Origin of the sequence: Aeromonas sp. S19(2024), assembly GCF_041402625.1 — a bacterium.
Classification (GTDB): domain Bacteria; phylum Pseudomonadota; class Gammaproteobacteria; order Enterobacterales; family Aeromonadaceae; genus Aeromonas; species Aeromonas caviae.
Window position 1 is genome coordinate 137,522 of the sequence record NZ_JBGLQU010000001.1, and the last position, 22,929, is coordinate 160,450.

17 protein-coding genes are annotated in these 22,929 nt (G+C 64.1%); 9 read left to right on the plus strand and 8 right to left on the minus strand.

The features are described from left to right. Positions 1-34: 34 nt before the first annotated feature. Positions 35-4,879, minus strand: a complete 4,845-nt coding sequence (locus ACB037_RS00605; protein ID WP_371174762.1) for an alpha-2-macroglobulin — start codon at positions 4,877-4,879, stop codon at positions 35-37. Positions 4,880-5,209: 330 nt separating this feature from the next. After that, positions 5,210-5,344, minus strand: a complete 135-nt coding sequence (locus ACB037_RS00610; RefSeq protein WP_010674281.1) for a hypothetical protein — start codon at positions 5,342-5,344, stop codon at positions 5,210-5,212. 87 nt (positions 5,345-5,431) lie between these two features. Here ACB037_RS00610 and ACB037_RS00615 point away from each other — a divergent pair, with 87 nt between their 5' ends. From ACB037_RS00615 to ACB037_RS00635, 5 genes are read left to right on the plus strand one after another with little or no spacing between them, the layout of a single operon-like run. After that, positions 5,432-6,469 carry an AI-2E family transporter gene (locus tag ACB037_RS00615; RefSeq protein WP_239053311.1) on the plus strand — a complete coding sequence of 346 codons (1,038 nt, stop codon included), beginning with the start codon at positions 5,432-5,434 and terminating at the stop codon, positions 6,467-6,469. Positions 6,470-6,473: 4 nt separating this feature from the next. Beyond that, positions 6,474-7,991, plus strand: coding sequence for an efflux transporter outer membrane subunit (locus tag ACB037_RS00620; protein ID WP_371174763.1), 1,518 nt, complete (start codon positions 6,474-6,476; stop codon positions 7,989-7,991). Further along, positions 7,984-9,075, plus strand: coding sequence for an HlyD family secretion protein (locus ACB037_RS00625; RefSeq protein ID WP_323899845.1), 1,092 nt, complete (start codon positions 7,984-7,986; stop codon positions 9,073-9,075). Before ACB037_RS00620 ends, ACB037_RS00625 begins: the two co-directional genes overlap by 8 nt. Before the next feature lie 8 nt (positions 9,076-9,083). Next, positions 9,084-10,112: a DUF2955 domain-containing protein gene (locus ACB037_RS00630; protein WP_151027600.1), complete on the plus strand. Its 1,029-nt coding sequence runs from the start codon at positions 9,084-9,086 to the stop codon at positions 10,110-10,112. A gap of 1 nt (position 10,113) precedes the next feature. Beyond that, on the plus strand, positions 10,114-10,542 hold the full coding sequence (locus tag ACB037_RS00635; RefSeq protein ID WP_029314329.1) for an ion channel: 429 nt from the start codon (positions 10,114-10,116) through the stop codon (positions 10,540-10,542). A gap of 109 nt (positions 10,543-10,651) precedes the next feature. On the opposite strand, the gene ACB037_RS00640 is transcribed toward ACB037_RS00635, so the two are convergent. Beyond that, positions 10,652-12,340 (minus strand): FAD-dependent oxidoreductase, encoded by a 1,689-nt coding sequence (locus tag ACB037_RS00640; protein WP_371174764.1) that lies wholly within the window; start codon positions 12,338-12,340, stop codon positions 10,652-10,654. Positions 12,341-12,474: 134 nt separating this feature from the next. On the opposite strand from ACB037_RS00640, the gene ACB037_RS00645 reads away from it, so the two are divergent. The 3 genes from ACB037_RS00645 to ACB037_RS00655 all read left to right on the plus strand — a co-directional run bounded on the left by ACB037_RS00645 (position 12,475) and on the right by ACB037_RS00655 (position 17,068). Beyond that, positions 12,475-15,414 (plus strand): EAL domain-containing protein, encoded by a 2,940-nt coding sequence (locus tag ACB037_RS00645; protein WP_319884410.1) that lies wholly within the window; start codon positions 12,475-12,477, stop codon positions 15,412-15,414. 75 nt (positions 15,415-15,489) lie between these two features. Continuing rightward, entirely contained in the window at positions 15,490-16,332 is an 843-nt protein-coding gene (pflA, locus tag ACB037_RS00650; protein ID WP_319891747.1) for a pyruvate formate lyase 1-activating protein, read from the plus strand. 94 nt (positions 16,333-16,426) lie between these two features. Beyond that, positions 16,427-17,068 carry an energy-coupling factor ABC transporter permease gene (locus ACB037_RS00655; protein WP_041215455.1) on the plus strand — a complete coding sequence of 214 codons (642 nt, stop codon included), beginning with the start codon at positions 16,427-16,429 and terminating at the stop codon, positions 17,066-17,068. 57 nt (positions 17,069-17,125) lie between these two features. On the opposite strand, the gene ACB037_RS00660 is transcribed toward ACB037_RS00655, so the two are convergent. From ACB037_RS00660 to ACB037_RS00675, 4 genes are all read right to left on the minus strand, one after another. Further along, positions 17,126-17,818 carry an ABC transporter permease gene (locus tag ACB037_RS00660; RefSeq protein WP_010674270.1) on the minus strand — a complete coding sequence of 231 codons (693 nt, stop codon included), beginning with the start codon at positions 17,816-17,818 and terminating at the stop codon, positions 17,126-17,128. A 3-nt stretch (positions 17,819-17,821) separates the two neighbouring features. Beyond that, positions 17,822-18,562 carry an ABC transporter permease gene (locus ACB037_RS00665; RefSeq protein ID WP_010674269.1) on the minus strand — a complete coding sequence of 247 codons (741 nt, stop codon included), beginning with the start codon at positions 18,560-18,562 and terminating at the stop codon, positions 17,822-17,824. A gap of 105 nt (positions 18,563-18,667) precedes the next feature. Continuing rightward, complete coding sequence (locus ACB037_RS00670; protein ID WP_010674268.1) at positions 18,668-19,441, minus strand: ABC transporter substrate-binding protein; 774 nt, start codon at positions 19,439-19,441, stop codon at positions 18,668-18,670. Between the two features lie 65 nt (positions 19,442-19,506). After that, entirely contained in the window at positions 19,507-20,277 is a 771-nt protein-coding gene (locus tag ACB037_RS00675) for an ABC transporter ATP-binding protein (protein ID WP_010674267.1), read from the minus strand. A gap of 532 nt (positions 20,278-20,809) precedes the next feature. Here ACB037_RS00675 and ACB037_RS00680 point away from each other — a divergent pair. Further along, on the plus strand, positions 20,810-21,712 hold the full coding sequence (locus tag ACB037_RS00680) for a lysine exporter LysO family protein (RefSeq protein WP_371174765.1): 903 nt from the start codon (positions 20,810-20,812) through the stop codon (positions 21,710-21,712). A gap of 81 nt (positions 21,713-21,793) precedes the next feature. Here ACB037_RS00680 and iadA read toward each other — a convergent pair whose 3' ends face one another. Further along, positions 21,794-22,924: a beta-aspartyl-peptidase gene (iadA, locus tag ACB037_RS00685; protein ID WP_371174766.1), complete on the minus strand. Its 1,131-nt coding sequence runs from the start codon at positions 22,922-22,924 to the stop codon at positions 21,794-21,796. Between the last annotated feature and the right edge of the window lie 5 nt (positions 22,925-22,929).

Genomic DNA, 22,929 nt, shown 5'->3' on the forward strand with positions numbered 1-22,929 from the left:
AGTGAGCGGGCGAACCCGCTCAAGGGAGGGTTTGTTACTCAGAGATGATCACCTCGTGGATATCCTCACCCACAGCCCGGATCTCGGGTCGGTACATATCCTCCACCTGGGTCGGCGGCACCTGATAGCGACCCGGCGTCACCGCCCGCATCAGGTAGACCAGTTGCTGGTTGCTCCCGGCGCTCAGATCCAGCGCCGCCGTGTAGCGGTCATCGCGAAACTCCTGATGCTTGAGATAATCGTTCCACTCGCTCTGCCACGCCGGTTTCCCCTCGATGGAGAGCTCTTCGAGCTTGATGCTGTTGCCAAGGGCCGGATTCTCCAGCTCGAAGCCGGCGGGCACCATCTCCACCAGCAGGGCATCGGGCACCGCCGATTCACTGCTGACATTGAGCCGCACCACCACCAGATCGCCGACCTTCACCTTGGTCGGGTCAAAACGCTGACCGTCGCTGTTGAACCAGCTGCGGGTCACGCTTATCCCCTGACTCAATCTGGTAGGAGCCTGTTCGGGGTAGCCGACCAGGGTGCGCTGCACATAGAGGGATCCCTTGCCCTCGTTGGTGACGGTGCTCGCCGCCAGTGCCTCGGGGGTGCCCTGCTGCAGCGGAGCCGAACCGCTCAGGGATCCACTGCCAAGAGAGGAGGTCACCCTGGCCTGCCAGTCGGCGGCCGGATCGACGCGGGCTAGTCGCAGCAGGGCGAGCCGCTCCTGAGTGCTGAGCCACTGACGATGAGCCAGGGTATCTGCCACCTTGGCACTGAGGGCCGGCCAGCGCTCCACGGCCAGCTTGTGCTGGCGCAGCAGGGAGAGTTCAAGGGCCTGATCGCGCAGCGGCGAGCCGTAATCCCCCAGATAGTCGTCCCCGCGCTCGGTCGCCAATGCCCGGCTGAGGGCCTTGGCGGCGTTCTGCTCATCCCCCATGGCCGAGAGGGCCAGGGATAGGTGCAAGAGCGGCAAACCGGAGCGGGCGTGATCGGCCTGCTGCTCCCAGACAAGGCGCAGGGTAGCGAGTGGGGCCTTGCCCACCCGGGCCAGCACATAGGCGCTGTAGGCCTGATAGGCCAGCCGGCTGTGCTCGGGGGCACTGCTCCAGCGCTCGCCGTACTGACTGTCGGTGAGATAGCTTTGCAGCCGGTTCAAAGCCTGATTGAGCATCGCCTCCGGCACGGCGTCGCCCGCTTCCTTGCGCGCCAGCAGGTAGTCGGCGGCATAGGCGGTGAGCCACTGCTCCTCGTCGGAGCGACCATCCCACAGGCCAAAACCGCCACTGGGCAGTTGCAACCGCTGCAGCCGTTGCAGCAGGGCGCGCTGCACATCCGCCTCGCTCGCCGCTTTCTTGCCCTCTGCGAGTTTACTCCAGGAAGCCCGCTCATCGGCCGTGGTCAGCAAGTAAGGCCAGGCTCGGGACAAGGTCTGCTCCAGACAGGCGTAGGGGTAGTCGGCCAGCGCCTGCCACTGGGCTGCCGGATCCCAGGGGGGAGTACCGGAGAGGCTGAGCAGCCCCTGCAGATTGGCGCGATCCAGCCCGGCCAGCTCACTTTGCGCAAAGCTCATCTGCTGGCCGGGGGCCAGCATCTGGTAGCGCTGGCGAGTCTCGGCCGGCCAGGGGGAACGCAGCGGCAAAGTCCAGTCGCGGCTGATGGCAAAATCCTTGCCGCTGGCCGCCAACTGCAGGCTCGCCACACCGCTCGCCCCGGTCACGGTGAGCGGCAGGGTCAGCCACTGCTCTTCGCCATTTTTAAGGGAAAGAGTGCCGGGCAGCTCACCGTTTGCCTTGAGTCCGCCGTTGAGGGTCCAGACAAGGGAGAGGGTCTGATCCTCGCCGCTCATATTGCGCAGCTGCACCAGCGCCCGGGTCTCATCCCCTCTGGCGCCAAAGCGCGGCCAGCCAATTTCGGCCACCAGCGGTGCCACTACCTTGACGGCGCGCTCGGCCTCCCCGACTTGCTGTTCGTTCCAGGCCAGCGCCATCAGCGCCAGTTCGCCGTTGAAGTTGGGCAGATCGAGCGGGATCACCGCCTTGCCCTGCTCGTCAAAACTCACCTCGCCGCTCCACAGTGCGGCTATCTCGACCCGGCTCTCCAGCGCGCCGCCCTTTTTCAGCGGCGCCCGGTCCCCCCCGTAGTTGAGGCGGGCCAGCTTGCCATCCTGTGGCGGGATCACCTGGCCGTAGTTGTCGAACAAATCCTGGGCGAAGCGCTTGCGACCAAAGAAGATCTCGAACGGGTCGAGGGGCTGGTAGTCGCTGATATTGAGCACGCCCCGATCCACCGCCGCCAGCACCACCCGCCCCTGACTGTTGGGGGTAGAGGTCGCGGTCACTTCCAGCCGGGTAAGCGGCACCGCTTTGTCCGGCGCGCTCAGGGTAAGCGGAAGACGGCGCGCTTCCCGATCCAGGGTGAGCGGCACCAGACCGACCGAGCGCAGGCTCTGCACACTCTTTTGGCTCACCGGCTTTGAGTCACTGTCTGGCGCGGCGATCTGGGCCGAGATATGCAGATCATGACGCAGCCACTCGGGGCTGACCGGGATCTCGAACTCGCCTCGGGCATCCTTGACATCGCCGCCGGCGCCCTTGAGCTCGATACGCTGCCACCAGCGCAGGCCGTCGCCATCTTCCACCATCAGCAACCCCTTGCCGGGGCGCGGGGCCACCAGGGTCACTTTGGCCTTGTCACCCGCCTGATAGGCGCGCTTGTCGAGGGTAATGGCAATCTTGTCGGGCCGCGCCTGCTCCCCACCGCCACCCCAGGCGTAACTGCCTATCTCCACCCGCAGGCTCGATTGACGTCCCTGACTGTTCTCCACCTCCAATCGATACCAGCCCGCCGCCAGTTGCAGCGTGAGCGGGGTCGGCCCCTTGCCATCCAGCTGCAGGGTCTGCTCCTGCTCCAGATAGGGCTGGCTGTTGAACTCGTACTTCCACCCCTCCCCATCGGCGTAGTGCCAGTAGTAGTCGCGGTACTCGTTGATGAGGCGCACCTTCACCGCCCCCGCCACCGGCTGGCCTTGCTCATCGAGGTTGAGGATCTGGAAGGGGAGCGGCTTGCCCCCTTCCACCCGCTCCTCCACAAAGTCGGCCTTGAGCGCCGGCCACTGGCTGCCCGCGGGCCAGCCATACTGGGTGCGGCTGCGATTGACGGCGCGGCCACCGGGCTCGGAGAGCGACACCCGATAAGCCACCTCCAGCGGCCCGAGGGCACGCACCCCGTCGAGCTCATCAGCTAACGAAAAAGTCCCCTGCCCCTGCGCATTTAGGGTGAGATTGAGAGGCTCGAGATCCTTGGCCTGCTCGGCAAGCAGCACGTCACCCAGAGTGAACTCCTGCCACTGGGTAAAGGGCATGGTGGCGCGGCTTAACTTCACCTCCGCCTTGGCCTTGGTGGCACTGGCCGGCGCGCCGTAGAGATAGTCCCCCTGCAGTGGCAGAGTGAGGGCCGCGTCCAAATCAGTGACTTCGCCATCCGGCCCCTTGCCAAGCTGCAGTTTCAGCCGCTCCGGCAAGAACTCCTCCACCAGAAAAGGCCACTCGAAGCGACTACCAGCAGCGGTCTTGAGGTTGATGGTCCAGCGCCCGAGCGGCGCATCATCCGGCAAACGCAGACCGTAGTGGGCCGCGCCCAAATTGTCCGGCAGCAGGCGCTTTTGTTCGAGCAGCTGGCCGTCCGGCTGTTTCACCTCCAGCTCCACCGCCATGCCCGGCAGCAGCTGGCCATCCTGCCCCTTGAGCAGGATCTCGCTGTCGAGCCGCTCGCCGGGGCGATAGAGATCGCGCCCGCTGAACAGATAGAGCTGTTGGGCCTGCCAGGGCTGGGTGCCGAGATCGAAGGTGGAGAGATCGAGGGCCGCCCCATCGAGGCGCAGCACCGCCAGATGCTTGCCCTGCTCGGCCAGCAGCAGGCGAGCCCCCTGCACCTGATCGAAGCGGCGATGACCCTGGGGGTCGGTGGTTTGCACCTGCAGCCGGTTGCCCTTCTGGTCGAGCAGGGAGAGCTGCACATCCTTGAGGGGGTCGGCGCTGGCCAGGGAGCTGACGAACACCTCCAGCTCATCGCGGTAACGGCGGGCACTGAGCCCCATGTCGCTCACCGCAAAGTAGGTGGTCTCCTTGCGCCAGTCGTAGTTGCCAAGGGGCGACATCACCGCAAAGTAGACGCCAGCCTCCGCCAGCTGAGGCTCCTTCACATTGATGAGGCGGGTCTCGCGCCGGTTGGCATCGAGCTCCAGCGCATAGCGGCCGCTGAACACCCGCTTGGCCCGCTTGGTGATCTGCTCAAGCTCCCAGTTGCCCATGCCGGCACCGGGGCGATACTCGGCCAGGAAACGGGGCAGATACTCCGCATCGACCCGGAAGAAGTCGATATTGACCTCGTCCACATTGACCGCGCTGATGGGCAGGCGCAGCTCGTCGCGCAGCGGCAACACCATGCCGCTCGCGGTAAACGACGCCCCTGCCTCCAGCGGCCGGGTCTTGAGGGTCCAGCGCTGGGGGGATGGGCCCAGCCCCGCCTTGAGGCTCACCTCGTAGCGTTTGTCGGGTTGCACGTTCGGGAAATAGAGGGTGCGGCCATCGTCGGCGAGGATCCACTCCCCCTGCACCTGCTTGCCCCCTTCACTCACAGAAAGCCAGCTCTGCCAGTTTGCCTTGGGCGCCAATGGGCCGGAGAAGACCAGGGCCAGCGCCGGGGCATCGCGGTATTGGCGTGCATTTGCCTGCACCACGGAGGCGGGCGCTCCCGCCTCCTGCCGGGCCATCGGTTCTATCGTCGGCACCTGGCTGGCAGGCTTGTCGGGGCCGCAACCAGCCAGCAGCAGCGCCGCCAGCCAGGCCACACGGGGAAGACGAGTCACGGGGCAGGAGAGAGAGAGGTGCATGGTGTTCATCCCGGGTTGGATCGCCGCAGCGCAGGAGCCAATAGAATAAAGCGTCACTCCCGGGAACACCAACTGCCATATCGGGCGGCATCGGCCAACAGAGATGGGCGCATCGCCTCGAACGGGAGCACGGCGCCCCGTGAACCGCGAGGTTTATTCGAGACCCTGCATGCGTTCTCCTGTTCCATGAAAGAGGATTGTCGTGATTTTCTGAACCCAGGCTAAACCGGGCACCACTGTTCACTTGTGCGTGATCGGGCCATTCATTATGCTCGGCCCTGCTCAACGCAGGCCTTCCAATCAACGACATATCAAGCAGATAAATATTTTTTAAGCCTTGAACACCTGTGCCATACATAACGTGCAGGTGCGCTCGATGTATGCCTCAACCATTGAAAACAAACTTATTAATTGTCCATCGACCAGAATGCCGACCTTGAGTTCACACAGGGTCAGCGGGGTCATGCATCCATCCCTCTCTGGAGTCATATCAGCATGGAAAATAACGATCTGTCCCTCGTCGAAAAAAGATTGGTTGCCCGATTCCTGGACATGTTCATCAAATTTGGCCTTATTCTGGCGCTAGGCTCGTTCTGCTTCACCGTGTTCTCCCCCTTCATGAACATGATGCTGTGGGCCCTGATCCTGGCGGTCACCCTTTACCCCCTCCATCAGCGCTTTGCCGCCCGACTCGGGGGAAAACAGGGCCAGTCGTCCACCCTGCTGGTCCTGCTGGGCATCCTGCTCATCGTGGCCCCCACCGTGGCCATGCTCGGCTCCCTGGGTGACAGCGTCAGCGCCCTGATAGACAAGGTGAACAACAACACTCTGGTGATTCCGGCACCTTCCGCCGACATCGCCAGCATCCCGCTGATCGGTGCCAAGCTGCACGCCTTATGGACCAAGGCATCCGTGGATCTGCCGAGCCTCCTCATCAGCTACAAGCCGCAGCTCGGCGACATGGCCAAGCAGACTGTCACCATGCTCGCCAGCATGGGGGGCGGCCTGCTGGGCTTCGTCGCCTCTTTCATCGTGGCTGGCATCATCATGGCCTGGGGGGCACCGGGTGCCATCAGCGCCGAGCGCATCGCCATGCGCATCACCGATGAGCGCAAGGGCCTCGCCCTGACCAAGCTGTGCACCAGCACCATCCGGGCCGTGGCCATGGGGGTCATCGGGGTCGCCTTCATCCAGGCCCTGCTGGCTGGCGTCATCATGTCCCTCGCCGGGATCCCGGCGGTCGGGATCTTCTTCGTCCTGGCGCTGATCCTAGGTATCGCTCAGGTCCCCGTCATCCTGATCACGGGACCGGCCATTGCCTTCATGTGGATGGCGGGGGATCACGGCACCCTGCTCAACGTCATCTACTCAGTGCTGCTGGTCGTGGCCGGCATGGCCGACAACGTGCTCAAGCCGCTGCTGCTGGGGCGTGGCGTCGATGCGCCCATGCCGGTAGTGCTGCTGGGGGCCCTCGGCGGCATGGCCACCAATGGCATCCTCGGCATGTTCATCGGTGCCACCCTGCTCTCCATCGGCTATCGCATCTTCATGGCCTGGGTCAACGACGGTCTGGCCAACGCGGAAAAATAACCCCATGGCCGACGCACTTTCTCTCCTTCGCCCCCTGTTTGCAGGGGGCACCTGCCTGCTGCTCGGTGCCTGTACTCTGCTCGGGCCCGATTATCAGGCCCCCGGTGTCGAGGAGATGGCCAACTGGCACAGCGCCAGCGAGGGTCAGCAGGCGGTGACGGTGACCGACTACCGACGATGGTGGGACAACTTGCACGATCCCGTGCTGAGCGCCCTGGTGGAGGAGGCCTTCCTCAAGAATCCGGACGTGCGGATCGCCGGCCTGCGGATCCTCGAGGCCCAGGCCCAGCTTGGCATCGCCGAGAGCCTGCTCGGCCCCCAGGCGACGGTGGGAACGGCAGAATTTCTCCAGGCAGGTCAGACCCGGGGCGGCCACAGCAGCGCCGGCAGCAGCTACGGCGCCGGCTTCAACCTCGGCTGGGAACTCGACTTCTGGGGCAAGTTCCAGCGCGGAGTCGAGGCGGCGGATGCCAGCTATTTCGCGAGCCTGGCCCAGTATGACGACATCCAGGTGTTGATGGCCGCCCAGGTGGCCCAGCTCTATGTGAGCATCCGTACCCTGGAGGCCAGGCTCCAGATCGCCCGGGAGAATGCCCGCATCCAGCGGCGCAGCCTGGAGATCACCGAGCGACTGTTCAAGAGCGGCAACAGCGCCGAGCTGGACGTGCAGCAAGCCAGGACCCAGTACCTGGGCACCCTGTCCGGCATTCCCCAGCTCGAGACCAGCCTGCGCCAAAGCCAGAACGCCCTCTCCACCCTGCTCGCCCGCGCCCCGGGGCCCCTGCCCGAGATGACCACCAACACCGGCAAGATCCCCCAGGGCGAGCTGGCCCTGGTCACCGAGATGCCCGCGGATCTGCTGCGCCGCCGTCCTGACGTGCGGGTGGCCGAGCGTCAGCTGGCCGCCCAGTCGGCCCTCATCGGTGTGGCCGAGAGCGAGCTCTACCCCTCCATCACCCTGCTCGGCACCCTGGGAGTCAATGCCAGCGGCGGGGAAAGTGGCACCTTCTCCTGGGGCGTCGGGCCGTCGCTGAGCTGGAACCTGCTGGATCAGGGACGGCTCGGCAACCAGATCCTGGTGCAGGACGCCCGCTTCCAGCAGCTTCACGAACGCTATCGCGACAGCGTGTTCAAGGCGGCCCGCGAGGTGGATGACGCGGCCGTGGCCTATGCCAACGGCCAGGAGGAGATCGCCCTGCTGACCCAGACCGGCGAAGCCGCCCGCCGCTCCCTCGAAATCGCCAACACCCAGTACCGCGAGGGGATGGCGGACTTCCAGCGGGTGCTCGACTCCCAGCGTGCCCTGTTCAACCAGCAGGAGCGCCTGGTCAACAGCCGCGGTGCCCGGATGCGCGACCTCATCACCCTCTACAAGGCACTGGGTGGCGGTTGGGAACAGGGGCGCGAACGTCCCCTGGTGACCCCCAAGGTGGAGGCTCAACTGCGCACGCGCGCCGACTGGGCCCCCCTGCTCGACGCAGCCCACTCCCCCATGACACAGAAGGCAAACGCCCATGACTGACACAGCCTCTCCCGGTCAGGCCAGCCGCCGCGCCACCCTCGGGCTGCTGGCCGCGATCCTCCTCCTGCTCACCTGGTATCTGCTGGCGGACAGGTTGACCCCCTACAGCTCCCAGGCCCGGGTGCAGGCCTTCGTGGTTCCCGTCGCCGCCGAGGTGGCAGGCCAGATCAAGCGGGTCTATGTCCACGACAATCAGGACGTGGAAGCTGGCGCCCCCCTGTTCGAGATCGATCCCGAGCCTTATGACATCGCCCTGGCCAAGGCCAGATCCGACTACCAGACGGTGCTGAGCGGCGTCAAGGCGAATACCGAAGGGGTCAAGGCGGCCGAGGCTTCCCTGATGGCCATGCGCGCTGCCTACGACAACGCGGCCAAGGATGCCGAGCGCCAGGAGCGGCTCTATCGGGAAGATCCGGGGGCCATTTCGGTGCGTCGCCTGGAGGTGGCCCAGGCCAGCCGCGAGACCGCCAAGAGCCAGGTGGCGGCGGCCGAAGCCGACGTTCGCCGCGCCATCGAGGCCGCCGGGGCGAGCGGCGATGACAACTCCCAGCTGCTCAGTGCCCGCTCGGCGGTGCACAAGGCCGAGCTGGATCGCCAGAACACCCGGGTGGTGGCGCCGGGCCGGGGGCTCATCACCGACCTCAGCACGGATGCGGGCCAGTTTATCGGGGCCGGCGCCCCGGCCATGACCCTGATCGCCATCCACGACGTCTGGGTATCGGCGGATCTGACGGAGAACAACCTCGGCAACATTCGACCAGGGGACAAGGTCGCCATCCTGCTCGACAGCCTGCCTGGACAGCTATTCGAGGGGGAGATCCGCAGCGTCGGCTACGGGGTGGGCGATGGCAAGAACCAGCCCGCCGGTACCCTGCCCACGGTGGACAACAACCGCGACTGGCTGCGCCAGGCCCAGCGTTTCCCGGTCAAGGTCGCCTTCCAGAGCGACGACTTCCCCCCGGTCGAGGCGCTGCGGATCGGTGGCCAGGCCGACGTGCTGGTCTACACCGGCGAGAGCGGGGTGATGCACCTCCTGGGGGCACTCTATATCCGCCTGATGAGCCTCTTCTCCTTCCTCTATTGAGGTACCAGATGCATAACGCCGACAAGGCTGTACTGCGCATTGGCACGGGCATCGGGCTCGCGACGGGGATCTGTTACGGCCTGGCGCTGCCCATGCCCCACCTCGGGGTCATCATGGCCTGGGTGGTGCTGTGCCGACCCGGCGAGCCGCTCAGCCTTGGCAAAGGGTTGCTGGGTGGCGCTCTGCTGCTGGCCGTGATGGTCGGCGGCGTGCTGCTGGTGCCCCTGCTGACCCACTATGCCCTGGCGGCCGTGCTGCTCGTCGCCCTGCTGCTCTACCTGCTGATGCAGCAGGCGATGGCCGGCAAGGGGGCCGCCGCCATGCTGCTCATCATGGCCATTACGGTGATCCCGGTGGCCGGTCTCATCGAGCAGTCCCTTGCCATCGCCCTTGCCCAGATGATGGGACTGGGGATCCTGATAGGCACCCTGGTCAACCGCCTGGCCCACGCACTCTTCCCTCCCCTGCAGGTGGCGGGAGCGGCGGCAAGACCGGTGCCATTGCCCCCCGAACATCCCGAGCGGCTGGCGCTGCGCGCCGTCGCCATGGTACTGCCGATGTGGCTGCTGGCGCTGGGCAATCCGGCGTTCTACATTCCGGCGGTGATGAAGACGGTGACCCTGGCCCAGCAGAGTACCTCCCTCAACGCCAGACAGGCGGGCCAGGAGCTGGTGCTCTCGACCCTGATGGGCGCCCTGCTGGCGTTCGCACTCTGGCTCGGGCTCAGCCTCTGGCCCTCGCTCCTGATGCTGGTGCTGATGCTGGCCCTGATGACCCTCTGGCTGGCGCGGCGCCTGGTGCGGCTGGTGGCGGGGCGTTTCCCGCCATCCTTCTGGAGCAACGCCTGGATCACGGCGCTCATCCTGTTTGGCCCGGCCATCGAGGACAGCGCCACCGGCAAGGATGTGTGGTTGGCGGCCGCCATGCGTTGCGGCCTCTATCTGGTGGTGGCCGGCTATGGCTGGCTCTGTATCTTGCTGCTCGAACAGTGGTGGCCAGTCGGCCGCCCACTGGCAGAAGCCAAGCTAGGAGATTGATATGTTAACGATTTTTTTGGTCGGCATCCCGGTGATCCTGGTCAACATGCTGCTGCAATCCCTGGTATCCGTCTGGTGCATCCGCTTCTACGTCAAGCGATTCAATCGACGCGAGGGGGCCCTGGCCGGCATGCTGGCTTTGTTTGGCATCATCACTCTGGTGATGCTGGGCAACCTGGCCCAGATCGGCGTCTGGGGCGGGCTCTTCCTGTGGCTCGGGGAGTTCGATACCCTGCAGGAGGCCGTCTATCACTCCGGGGTCAACTTCGCCACTCTGGGCTATGGCGACATCGTCATGAGCCCGCAGTGGAAGCTGCTCGGCCCCCTGGAGGCAGTCAACGGTGCCCTGATGATAGGCCTCTCCGGCGCCTCCATGCTCGCGGTCTTGCAGCACCACATTCGCAATCAGCTCGCTGACAGCCCCCCCTGAGAGCGAGGGGGCCACCTGCGGCAACCCCGTGCGGCAACAAAACGGGCCACTCACTGGAGTGGCCCGTTTGCATACAGAGTGATCAATCGGGCCATTTCAGCCACAGGATCTACTCGGCGATCACCGTCTGCCAGGTCTTGAAACCGCCGGAGAGGTTCTTGACCCGAAAACCGTGCTGGCTCAGCAGGCGGCAGGCCACGTGACCGCGCAAACCCACCTGGCAGCTGATGAGCAGCTCTTTATCCCTGGGCAACTCATCAAGACGGCCACGCAGCTCGTCCAGGGGGATGTGCAGCGCCCCCGGAATGCGCCCCAGCTTGTCGAGTTCGGGGCCATTTCGCACATCCACCACCAGCTGATGGGGGTGGCGAGCCTGCACCTCGGCTGCGTGGCAGAGCAGGGTGTCCCCCTTCAGATGGTTGCTCGCCACGAACCCGGCCATGTTGATCACATCCTTGGCCGAGCCAAAGGGCGGCGCATAGGTGAGCTCCAGATCCTGCAGATCAAACACGGTGAGGCCGGCGCGCTGGGCCACCGCCAGCACGTCGATGCGCTTGTCGATGCCATCCTTGCCGATGGCCTGGGCGCCGTAAATCTTGCCATCGGGGGCAAACAGCAGCTTGAGGCTGACCGGGTGGGCGCCGGGATAATAGCCGGCGTGGCTGCCCGGGTGGACATAGACCTTCTCGAACGGCAGCCCCAGCTGCACCAGCCGCTTCTCGTTCAGCCCCGTGCTCGCCACCGCCAGATCGAACAGCTTGCAGATGGCGGTCCCTTGCGTCTTCTTGTAGGTTTCGCTTCGCCCCAGCATGTTGTCGGCAGCGATGCGCCCCTGCCGGTTGGCGGGGCCCGCCAGCGGGATCAGCACGGACTCGCCGGTGACGAAGTCGGTCTCCTCCACCGCGTCCCCCACCGCGAAGATGCAGGGATCCGAGGTGCGCATGCCCGCATCCACCTTGATGCCGCCCCGCGGTCCCAGCACCAGCCCCGCCTTGGCGGCGAGCAGAGTCTCGGGCTTGACGCCGATGGCGAGGATCAACAGGCCGGTGTCGAGATGAGAGCCGTCATTGAGGGTCAGGCGCAGTCCACCCCGCTGGGCGGTCGCCACGGCGGCGGTCTTCTCGGCAGGCACCTCCAGGCTCTCGATGGCAGCGAGGCCGGTACGCAGGCGAAGATCGACCCCCTCCTCCCGGATGCGGGCGTGGAGCAGGTTGGCCATCTCCTTGTCCACCGGCGCCATCACCTGATCGGAGAGCTCCAGCAGGGTGACATCCAGCTTGCGCTGGTGCAGCGCCTCCATCATCTCCAGCCCGATGAAACCGCCCCCCACCACGGTGACGTGGCGGGGCTTGTCGTGCGCCAGCGCCGCCAGGATGCGATCCATGTCGGGAATGCTCCGCAGGGTGTGTACCCCCGGGCTGTCGATGCCGGGGAAGGGAGGCCGGATGGGCGCCGCCCCCGGGCTCAGCAGCAGCACGTCGTAGGCTTCGCGCCGCTCTTCGCCGGTCAGCAGGTTGCGCACCAGCAGGCTCTTGCCGGCCCTGTCTATCTCGATGACGTCGTGAAACACCCGCACATCCACGTTGAAGCGGCGCTTGAAGCTTTGCGGCGTTTGCAGCAGCAGGGCATCCCGATCCGGGATATCCCCCCCGATGTGATAAGGCAGACCGCAGTTGGCGAAGCTCACGAACTCGCCCCGCTCGAACATCACGATCTCCGCCTCTTCGCTCAAACGGCGGGCACGGGCGGCGGCGGACGCCCCCCCGGCCACACCACCCACAATCAGGATCCGTTTCATCTGCAAGACTCCACTCAACAGGAAATGACCAATAAATTAGACTTATCTAATTTAGAATTCAATGAAATTTTGTTTGCCACGGATTTGCAGTATTCTTGCCCTCCGACAATTGCTCAACAGGATAGTGTCAGTTCATGTCGTCTACCGCGCTCAGCCATCTTCCGACCGCCAGCCAGGCGCCCCTGTTTTTCCGCCTGGATACCCGTAGTCAACGGCTGGTCGCCCTGACCGATGTGATGCAGACGCCGCTCTACTGGCTCGACGAGCCCCGCAGTGCCTGGCCGGCCCAATTGCCGGACGCCCTGCGCCAACCCATCGAGCAGCGGCTGGCCAGCGGCAAGGGGGGCAAGCTGGTGCTGCGCTTTGACGCCCTCCTCTGGCACATTTCCCTCTCCCACGAGCAGGACGCCTTCTGGCTCATCTGCCTGCAGACTCAGTCCCAGGAGAGCGCCGCCAGCCTGTCCCTGCAACTGCCGCGCCTGAGCCAGATGGCCAGCCAGCAGCAGTATGACGCCATGCTGGAGAGCCTCAAGGAGTGCCTTGGGGCCGATCGCCTGATCCTCTGGCACTACCAGGCCCATGGCGCCCTTGGCGGCGAGCAGCTGACCCCGGTGTTCACCCTGGGGGTGGACGCGCTCGGTGCCATTCGCGGAGACAGCCGCTACATCCGGGCCCTGCGCGCCCGGGGCGCCCTGAGCTTCTCGGAGGCGGCCCACCAGCCCATGTTGAGCCAGCACTACTATCTGGCCGATGCCAATGTCTGCTCCCGCCTGGACGGCGCCTTGCTGGAGCAGGAGAAGCTCATCGGCGTGCTCAGCCTGGAGTATGCCGAGAGCACCCTCATCAGCGATGACACCCTGCAACTGGTGCGTCATTGCGCCCGTTTGCTCGGCCACTGGCAGCCGGACCCCGTGGCGACCGACACCCCGGACCTCGCGCCTCCCCCGGGGCTGGCCAACCTGACCGGCAACGATTACTGCCGCGCCCTGCTGCGCTGGGCCATGGGCCTGAGTGGTGCCCACAGGGGCTGGATCGGCGAGTTTCAGCCTCGCGGCCAGGATCTCTGGCTCATTCCCCGCTGCGTGGTGGAGGGGGATGCTTTCGCCGTCGTCAAACCCATGCCCATGGACATCGGCCCGGGCCGGGAGATCTTCCAGCACGGGCAGAGTCTCTACGTGGAAGATCTGGCCCTGCGCTATCCCCAGTCCAGCCAGCTGCTGGCCCTCGACGCCAAGGCCTATGTCGGCATCCCCTTCCCGGGGCCAAACGGTCTCCCCCTGGGGCAGCTCACCCTGCTGCTCGCCACCCCTCTGGCCGATCCCGCTCCACTGCTGGACGTCCTCTACGAACAGCGCGAGCGGGCCGCCAGCGAGTTGCAGCGCCTGGCCAATGACGATGCCCTGCGCCTGGCCGAAGTGGCCTTCAACACCCACGACGGCCTGCTGGTGATGGATCACGGGGGCATCATCCTCAAGGTCAATGCCTCCTTCAGCCGCATCACCGGCTTTGCCAGCGAGGAGATGCTGGGCCTGCACATCGACGCCCTGAGGCCCACCTACTATGGCGACACCCTCAAGGAGGAGGTGATCGCGGCGGTCAACCGGCAGGGATACTGGCTCGGGGAGGAACAATGCCTGCACAGGGAAGGACACCTCTTCCCGGTGCGGCTCATGGTGAGCGGGGTCAAGGACGAGGAGGAGGAGATCAGCCACTTCGTCTGCAGCTTCCACGACATCACCCAGGAGAAAGAGACCGCCCGCCACATTGAGCGCCTCGCCTACTACGACGACCTGTGCGATCTCTACAACAGGCGCAGCCTGACCGACATCATGCAGCGCACCCTGCAGGCCCCGAGTGGTCAGTGGGGGGCCCTGCTGCTGCTGGATCTGGACAACTTCAAATCCATCAACGACTCCCTCGGTCACGCCTGCGGCGATCTGCTGCTCCAGGCCGTGGTGGTGCGACTCAAGTCCCTGCCCCAGGAGAACCTGGTGCTCGCCCGCACCTCGGGTGACGAATTTGCCCTGCTCTTCACGGCGCTGGGCCAGGGCTATATCACCGCCAAGATCCTGGCGGAGCACTTTGCCCGGGAGCTGATGGGGATCTTCCGTGCCCCCTTCGACATCGGCGATCACAAGCTGCACTGCAGCGCCTCCGTGGGGATCAGCCTGTTCAGCGATGACGACAAGGATCACCTTGTCCTGATGCAGCAGGCCGATACCGCCGTCCACATGGCCAAGCGCGCGGGCCAGGGCAACCATATCTTCTTCAGTGAAGCCATGGCGGAAAAAGAGAAGAGCAAGCTTTCTCTCAACAACCAGCTGCGCGATGCCCTGCGCAACAACGAGCTGGTGCTGCACTACCAGCCCCAATACCGGGTCGACAACGGCACGCTCTCGGGCATAGAGGCGCTGCTGCGCTGGCAGAAGGCCGACGGCACCATGGTGCCACCCGGGGAGTTCATCCCCATCGCCGAGGAGACCACCCTGATCCAGGAGATAGGTTACTGGGTGATGAAGACCGCCTGCGCCCAGTACAGCTTCTGGCTCAACAACGGTCTCGCCATCCCCCATCTGTCGGTCAACGTCAGCGCCCGCCAGTTCCACACCGCCGGTTTCGTGCAGCAGGTGGAGTACATTCTGCGGGACACCGGGGTGCCCCCGTCGCGCCTGTTGCTGGAGATCACCGAGTCCGTGGTGCTGGAAAACCGGCTGGAGAGTATCGCCAGGATCCGCCAGCTCAAGGCCCTCGGCCTGCTCATCTCCATCGACGACTTCGGCACGGGCTACTCGTCCCTGGCCTATCTACGGGATCTGCCCGCCGACGAAGTGAAGCTCGACAGAAGCTTCATCCAGACCCTGGTCCACAGCGAACAGGACAAGGCCATCGTCAAGGCCATCCTGGATCTCGCCCGGGTGTTTCGTTTCACCGTCACCGCCGAAGGGGTGGAGGAAGAGGAGCAGCTCGCCGTGCTCAAGGCCCTGGGATGCCAGCATTATCAAGGCTTCCTCACCAGCCGGCCGCTCCCCGTCAAGGCACTGGAGAGCCTGCTGGGTGCCACCCCTGCGGGCTAAACTGGTAGGATTTATAGGGCTTTCTGTCATAAAATAACGACCGCTCGAACCTTGTCCGCACCATTGGAGTCGTCTATGTCAGTCATTAACCGGATCCCCGCCGTTGAATCCAAGGGACCTGCCACCCCCGGCACGCAGCGGATCCCGACCGTTGAAGCCAGCGACACCGGCACTACCGACATCATTGGCCGGATCCATTCCGTCGAGACCTGCGGGACCGTCGACGGCCCCGGCATCCGCTTCATCGTGTTCATGCAGGGCTGCCTGATGCGCTGCAAGTATTGTCACAATCGGGACACCTGGGACACCCAGGGCGGCCGCGAGGTCACCGTGCCCGAGCTGATGAAGGATCTCACCAGCTATCGCCACTTCATGAATGCCTCCGGCGGTGGCGTGACCGCCTCCGGCGGCGAGGCCATGCTGCAGCAGGAGTTCATCGCCGAACTGTTCACCGCCTGCAAGGCCCAGGGGATCCACACCTGCCTGGATACCAACGGTTTCGTGCGTCACTACGACGAGTTGCTCGACCGGGTGCTGGACAACACCGATCTGGTGCTGCTCGACATCAAGCAGATCAACGACGAGAAGCACATTCCCCTCACCCACGTCAGCAACAAGTACACCCTGGAGTTCGCCCGCTACCTGGCCTCCCGCGGTCAGACCATGTGGATCCGCTACGTGGTGGTACCCACCTGGTCCGACGATGACGAAAGCGCAGAAGGACTCGGCCAGTTCATCGCCAAGCTGGGGGAGTGCGTCGAGAAGGTGGAGCTGCTGCCCTACCACGAACTTGGCAAGCACAAGTGGGACGTGCTGGGAGATACCTATGATCTGGTCGGCATCAAGCCCCCCAGCAAGGAGACCATGGACAGGGTCCAGGGCATCCTTGGCAAGTATCACCCCAACGTGAAGTATTGAGACAGGAGGCCGCCCGGCAGAGGGCGGCCTCTTTTCATTGCGCCGGCGTTCGCCACGGCGCCATCACCGACAGCCGCATCCGGGGGAACCGCTCATGAGTGAAGGACAAGTTGCCGCCCTCCTGCTCTGGCTGGTGCTGCTCGCCTTCAGTCTGAACGCCTCCCTGCTGCGCACTCTTGGCGCCCACCCGCTCTATCAGCATCTTTGCCTCGGCGGCGCCATCGTGCTGGTACCGCTGTGGACCTTGCGGGCCGGGTTGCACGAGGGGCTCGAGATCCACTTTCTCGGCCTCACCAGCCTGACCCTGCTGCTGGGCTGGCGCCTCGCCCTGCTCGCCCCCTGCCTCACCCTGCTGCTCCTCGCTTACTTCGGGGTCATCCCCCTGGCCGACATCGGCTGGCAGGCCCTCATCGGCGTCGCCCTGCCGGTGGCAACCAGCTGGCTACTGTTTCTGGGGAGCTGGGCCTGGCTGCCTCGCCACCTCTTCGTCTATCTGTTCGTGGCGGCATTTCTCGGGGGGGCGCTGAGCATTTCGGCCAAGGTGATCGCCAGCGCCCTGCTGATGGGGGTGAGCGGCACCTACTCCTGGCACACCATCAGCGCCGACTACCTCTCCATCTGGCCGCTGCTGCTCTTCCCCGAGGCGCTCCTCAACGGCATGACCATGACCCTGCTCGCCGTCTATCGCCCCCACTGGGTCAACACCTTCTTCGACAGGGAGTACCTGGGGCGCTGAGCCTGCCCGTGGTCCATAAAAGAAGCCCGCAGTTGCGGGCTTTTTCTCTGCTGGCAGTCAGACGCTGCGCGGGCGCAGGTGGGCATGCCAGCGGGCTTCCCACTTCTTGAACAACCAGACGATGACGAAGGTGAGCAGCATGTAGAGCAGACCTGCGGTCAGGAACGCCTCGAACGGGCTGTAGTAGCGGGAGTTGATGATCCGCGCCGCCCCCGTCAGATCGACGATGGTGATGATGCCCGCCACCGCCGACCCCTGCAGCATGAAGATCACCTCGTTGCTGTAGGCCGGCAGCGCACGGCGAAACGAGTTGGGCAGGATGATGCGGGTGAGGGTCTGCCAGCGGGTCATGCCGAAGGCGCTTGCCGCTTCTATCTGCCCCTTGGGCATGTTCATCACGGCGCCACGCACTATCTCGGCGGTGTAGGCACCGGTGTTGAGAGTGAACGCCAGCAGGGCACAGAACCAGGCTTCCGAGAAGAGGGACCAGGCCGCACTGTTCTTGAGCCACTCCCACTGGGCGGCACCGTAGTAGATGATGAAGAGCTGCACCAGAAGCGGGGTGCCACGGAAGAAGTAGATATAGGCCCAGATTGGCCCCTTTATCAACCAGTTGCGGCTGTTGCGCAGTATGCCCATGGGCACCGCCAGCATGAGCCCCAGCATGAGCGAGGCGGCCACCAGCCAGATGGTGGTATAGAGCCCCTCCCAGTAGGTGGGCCACTCCTTGAGAATGATCGAGAAATCCATGGCTTACCTCGTCTTGATGGCGTAGTGACGCTCGGCCCACTTGAGCGCCGAGGTAGAGACTGCGGTGAAGACCAGGAAGATCAGCGCCACCGCCATGTAGAAGGTGAAAGGCTGCTGGGTCGAGCCCGCCGCGAGCGACGCCTTTCGCACCATGTCATCGAGCCCGATGATGGAGACCAGGGCCGTGGTTTTCAGCAGCACCAGCCAGTTGTTGCCAAACCCGGGCAGGGCGTGGCGCATCATCTGGGGAAAGAGGATCCGCACAAAGACCTGGCTTGCCCGCATGCCGAAGGCACGGGCCGCCTCGAGCTCCCCCTTGTCCACCGCCAGGATGGCGCCGCGGAAGGTCTCGGTCATGTAGGCGCCGAAGATGAAGCCGATGGTGGCGACCCCGGCCGCAAACGGGCTGATGTCGATGTAATCGGGCAGCAGGGAGACCCACTCCTGGTTCGGGTTGCTCGCCAGCAGGTGGTTGTTGTAGGCCTCGTTGACCCAGGTACAGATCCCGTTGATGAGCACCTGGCCGCCGAAGAAGAGCAGCATCATCAGCACCAGATCCGGGATGCCGCGAATGACGGTGGTGTAGGCCGCCGCGATGCCGCGTGCCCACTTGTAGGGAGAGAGCTTGGCCAGGGCCCCCAGCATGCCGAGCACCAGGGCCAGCAGCAGGGAGGCAAGCGCCACCTCCAGGGTGATCCAGGCCCCCTCCAGCAGAGAGGTTTCGTATCCTTTCAAATCAAACATATGCAATGCAGCTCCATCGCAATCGGGCCCGTCACTCCCAGCGGAAGGCAACGGGCCCGATGACTACTGACGGGATCAACCTGTCGTTGTTCGCCTGACGTCGGCTTACTCGCCGTACACGTCGAAGTCGAAGTACTTGTCGTTGATTTCCTTGTACTTGCCATTGGCACGCAGGGCCAGGATGGCGGCATTGAATTTCTCTTTCAGATCCTTGTCGGCCTTGCGCACCGCGATGCCGGCACCCTCGCCAAACCACTTGGGATCGGTCAGTTTCGGGCCGATGAACTCGAAGGCATCGCCCCCTTCCTTCTTCAGCAGGCCGTCGCTGATGGCGGCGGAGTCGGCCATCACGTAGTCGACACGGCCGGATTTCAGATCGAGGTAGGCTTCATCCGCAGTGCCGTAGCGCTTGATGGTGGCGTTGGGGAAGTTGTCGGTGATGTAGGTGTCCATGGAGGTGGCACGCTGCACGGCGATGGTCTTGCCGTCCATGAAGGCCTTGTCGAGCTGGATCTCGGTCCCTTTCTTGGCGGCGAAGCGCGCCGGGATGTGCTGGTACTTCTGGGTGAAGTCCACCTTCTTCTTGCGCTCTTCGGTGATGTCCATGGTGGCGATGATGGCGTCATACTTGCGCGACAGCAGCGCCGGAATGATGCCGTCCCAGTCCTGCTTGATCAGGGTGCACTTCACCTTCATCTCTTCGCACAGGGCGTTGGCGATGTCGATGTCGAAGCCTTTCACCTCGCCGCTCGGCTCGGTCCAGGAGAAGGGGGGATAGGCCCCTTCCACCCCGATCCGGACCTCTTTCCACTCCTTGGCCATCAGGCTACCGGAACACAGGGCCGTCATCACGGCAGTCGCCAGCATCAGCTTGTTCATGTATCTCTCCTTGATAAACACGTCGATCGTTGAAAGTACGGATGGTTGAAATTGAATCCCGTCCATCAATAGATGGACGAGATGAATTGCTTGAATCGCTCCGACTTGGGATGGGCGAAGATCTCCTTGGGATTGCCCTCCTCCTCCACGCGCCCCTGGTGCAGGAACATCACCTTGTTCGACACGTCGCGGGCGAAGGACATCTCGTGGGTCACCACCATCATGGTACGCCCCTCTTCCGCCAGCTCGCGCATCAGGCCAAGGACCTCCCCCACCAGTTCAGGGTCGAGGGCCGAAGTAGGCTCGTCAAACAGCATCACCTCGGGTTCCACCGCCAGCGCCCGGGCGATGGCGGCCCGCTGCTGCTGACCGCCGGAGAGGTGACCGGGATAATAGTCGCGACGCTCCCACAGCCCCACCCGGTTGAGCAGGTGCTCCGCCTTGGCGATGGCCTCGGCACGGGGCACCTTGAGTACCTGGATGGGCACTTCGATGATGTTCTGCATGATGGTCATGTGGGACCAGAGATTGAAGCTTTGAAACACCATGGCCAGTCGGCTGCGGATACGCTCCACCTGGCGCATGTCTTCCGGCAGGCGTTCGCCGGAACGGCTGGTTTTCATCCGGATCAGCTCCCCATGGAGGGAGACGCTGCCCGATGAGGGGGTTTCAAGCAGATTGATACAGCGTAGAAAGGTCGACTTCCCCGAACCCGAGGAGCCGATGAGGGAGATCACATCCCCCTTGTGGGCCGTCATATCGATGCCCTTGAGCACTTCGTGGGTGCCAAAATACTTGTGCAGATCACGAACTTCCAGTGCGGCAACGTCGCTCATCCATTACAACCTTGTCTGTCCCTAGACGCCGCTTCGGCGTGACTCCACCATCGTCCATTTAACAAAACGTTAACCGATGGCAACCTTCAGCGAAAATATCATTGAGGTAGTGAAAAAACAATACAGAACCGAGGTATTTGGTGTTTTATCTGTATTTTTATTGGCCTATTGAGTATTTTTCAGCACTTTGTCTGCATAAAATCCATTTTTTGTTGCACCTTCCCTACCGCTCTTTTATACCCGCAGCGCACTGGTAGCAAGCATATTTCACCATATCCGCCAGATGTCACCCAAAAGGACTTTATTCACCCGGGCAGATTCCCCTTCTCTCGTCATTTCATGGGGATGAAATTGATTTTTCAGGTGATGTGGCCCTCTTTCCCCATTTGCGTACAGAGCCGACTGTCATCAAAAAACACAACAATATGATAAAAAAGTCCCGTATGGGCCATGCTGATGCACAGATCCGTGACACAGGTGCAACAAGTCGTGATAAGGTGCCGTTTTTCCACGTTTTGTGATCGAGGCCCCGATGTTGCTCAATGTGTTGCTGATCCTGCTGCCGCTCGTGATCGGCTATCTGGTTCCCCTCTCTTCCGCCCGTCTGATCAAGCTGGTCAACCAGTCCCTGGGCAAGATGGTCTACCTCATCCTGTTCCTGATGGGGCTGGGACTGGCCTATGTGGAGAACCTGGGCAGCAACCTGGCAGTGATCTTCAAGGTGGCAGGGGTGATGCTCGCCGCCATTACCCTCTGCAACCTGCTGGCCCTGTGGTGGCTGGACAAACGCAGCCCCCCCACCCACGAGGCCAGCGACGGCAAGATGCCGAGCAAGCTGCACCTGTTGTGGGAATCCCTCCAGCTCTGTTTCGTGGTGCTGGGGGGCGTCTTGCTGGGGCTGGTGGTGGACCTGCGCGCCCTGCCCATCGACAAGTTGAGCGAGTGGGCCCTGATGCTGCTGCTCTTGCTCATCGGCATCCAGATGCGCAACTCCGGCATGCGCCTGCGCCAGATCCTGCTCAACCCCTGGGGCATGAAGATCGCGCTCACCGTCATCCTCAGCAGCTGGCTCGGCAGCCTGCTGGCCGCCCAGCTGCTCGGCATGCCCTTTGCCCATGGCCTCGCGATGAGCTCCAGTTTTGGCTGGTATTCGCTCTCCGGCATTCTGGTAGCGGACAAGCTGGGCCCGGTGCTGGGCTCCGCCGCCTTCATCAACGATCTGGGGCGCGAGCTTATCGCCATCCTCATCATCCCGGTGCTGATGCGCTGCCACCCCAGCGCCGCCATCGGCTACGGCGGCGCCACGGCGCTGGACTTCACCCTGCCTGTCATCCAGAAATCCGGCGGCATCCAGGTGGTGCCGGTGGCCATCGTCTCCGGCTTTATCCTGAGTCTGCTCGGCCCCATTCTGATCCTGGGGTTCCTGGCTATCTGAGCCCATGGCACGAAAAAGCCCGGCACTGCTGCCGGGCTTTTTGTTGATGAACTGAGCGGGCTGGATGACAGGCGCCGTTATTCAGGTGCGCCACCGACCCCCACTCATCACCCGCTCGATGGCGAACGTATCAGGATCGATCAGCAGCAGATCCGCATCCTGCCCCACCCCCAGGGTACCCTTGCTCGCAAGCCCCAGCGCCCTGGCCGGATTGGCCGTCACTACCGCCAGTGCCGTCTCCAGTGCCAGCCCCTTGCCGCAGGCCGCCACCACCTCCTGCCACAGGCTCCCTATCTGGCCGCAGCGCAGCTCGATGAGGCGCCCCTCGCCGTCAAAGCGCGGCAGACTGGCGTTGGCGTCCGAGCTGAAGCTGATGCGATCCACGGGCACGCCTGCCGCCAGCAACGCCACCAGGGCGTCGGCCGCGAGCCGCTCCCCATCATCCAGCAGATCCGGGAAGCTCGACGTGGTGAGGTCGACCCAGCCACCTGCCCGACCCCACTCGATGGCCTCGGCAAAGAGCCAGGGATTGCGGTTGCAGTGGGTGGGGTAGAGCTGGCGAAGCGGGATGTCGGTGTCATCCCGCAACGCCCGCAGGGGCGCCAGCGCCCCGCGGCCATCTCCCAGGTGAAAGAAGCTGACGCCACTTTTGCCCGACAACAGCCCGGCCACCCGTGCCTCGCTCGCCAGCCGCGCCAGCTCGTCGTGGGTGGGAGCGCTGGATCTGTGATCGCTGATGGCCACCTCCCCCACCCCCAGCACTTCGGAGATCAGCATGATGTCCGACTCCACCGTGCCGGTGAGGGTCTTGACCGGCAGGTGGTAGGAGCCGGTGTACATGAAGGCGCTCACCCCGGCTTCGCGAAACTCGCGCACCTTCCCCAGCACCTGGGCCGGGCTGCGGGTCAGGCTGTCGGTGCCGAGGGCCGCCACGAGCGTGGTGACCCCCGCCGCCAGAGCTTCCCTTGCCGAGAGCTCCGGCGTGCGAAAGCCGAAGCCTCCCTCGCCGCCGCCTCCCGTGATATGGGCGAGCGGGTCCACCAGTCCGGGCACCAGATAGCGGCCGCCAGCGTCCACCCGCGTCAGTGGCCAGTCGACCGGAACCGTCAGCCCCTTGCCCATCCAGGCGATGCGGCCATCCGCCACCAGCAGATCCTGCTGGCCGAGCGGGGCCGGACTATGGATCTGCGCACCCTCGATCAGGGTCAACATGGGGT

Bases quoted from the DNA above. Each gene is read 5' to 3' on its own strand.
- ACB037_RS00605 (WP_371174762.1), bottom strand. From the start codon at position 4,879: ATGCACCTCTCTCTCTCCTGCCCCGTGACTCGTCTTCCCCGTGTGGCC.
- ACB037_RS00610 (WP_010674281.1), bottom strand. From the start codon at position 5,344: ATGACCCCGCTGACCCTGTGTGAACTCAAGGTCGGCATTCTGGTCGAT.
- ACB037_RS00615 (WP_239053311.1), top strand. From the start codon at position 5,432: ATGTTCATCAAATTTGGCCTTATTCTGGCGCTAGGCTCGTTCTGCTTC.
- ACB037_RS00620 (WP_371174763.1), top strand. From the start codon at position 6,474: ATGGCCGACGCACTTTCTCTCCTTCGCCCCCTGTTTGCAGGGGGCACC.
- ACB037_RS00625 (WP_323899845.1), top strand. From the start codon at position 7,984: ATGACTGACACAGCCTCTCCCGGTCAGGCCAGCCGCCGCGCCACCCTC.
- ACB037_RS00630 (WP_151027600.1), top strand. From the start codon at position 9,084: ATGCATAACGCCGACAAGGCTGTACTGCGCATTGGCACGGGCATCGGG.
- ACB037_RS00635 (WP_029314329.1), top strand. From the start codon at position 10,114: ATGTTAACGATTTTTTTGGTCGGCATCCCGGTGATCCTGGTCAACATG.
- ACB037_RS00640 (WP_371174764.1), bottom strand. From the start codon at position 12,340: ATGAAACGGATCCTGATTGTGGGTGGTGTGGCCGGGGGGGCGTCCGCC.
- ACB037_RS00645 (WP_319884410.1), top strand. From the start codon at position 12,475: ATGTCGTCTACCGCGCTCAGCCATCTTCCGACCGCCAGCCAGGCGCCC.
- pflA (WP_319891747.1), top strand. From the start codon at position 15,490: ATGTCAGTCATTAACCGGATCCCCGCCGTTGAATCCAAGGGACCTGCC.
- ACB037_RS00655 (WP_041215455.1), top strand. From the start codon at position 16,427: ATGAGTGAAGGACAAGTTGCCGCCCTCCTGCTCTGGCTGGTGCTGCTC.
- ACB037_RS00660 (WP_010674270.1), bottom strand. From the start codon at position 17,818: ATGGATTTCTCGATCATTCTCAAGGAGTGGCCCACCTACTGGGAGGGG.
- ACB037_RS00665 (WP_010674269.1), bottom strand. From the start codon at position 18,562: ATGTTTGATTTGAAAGGATACGAAACCTCTCTGCTGGAGGGGGCCTGG.
- ACB037_RS00670 (WP_010674268.1), bottom strand. From the start codon at position 19,441: ATGAACAAGCTGATGCTGGCGACTGCCGTGATGACGGCCCTGTGTTCC.
- ACB037_RS00675 (WP_010674267.1), bottom strand. From the start codon at position 20,277: ATGAGCGACGTTGCCGCACTGGAAGTTCGTGATCTGCACAAGTATTTT.
- ACB037_RS00680 (WP_371174765.1), top strand. From the start codon at position 20,810: ATGTTGCTCAATGTGTTGCTGATCCTGCTGCCGCTCGTGATCGGCTAT.
- iadA (WP_371174766.1), bottom strand. From the start codon at position 22,924: ATGTTGACCCTGATCGAGGGTGCGCAGATCCATAGTCCGGCCCCGCTC.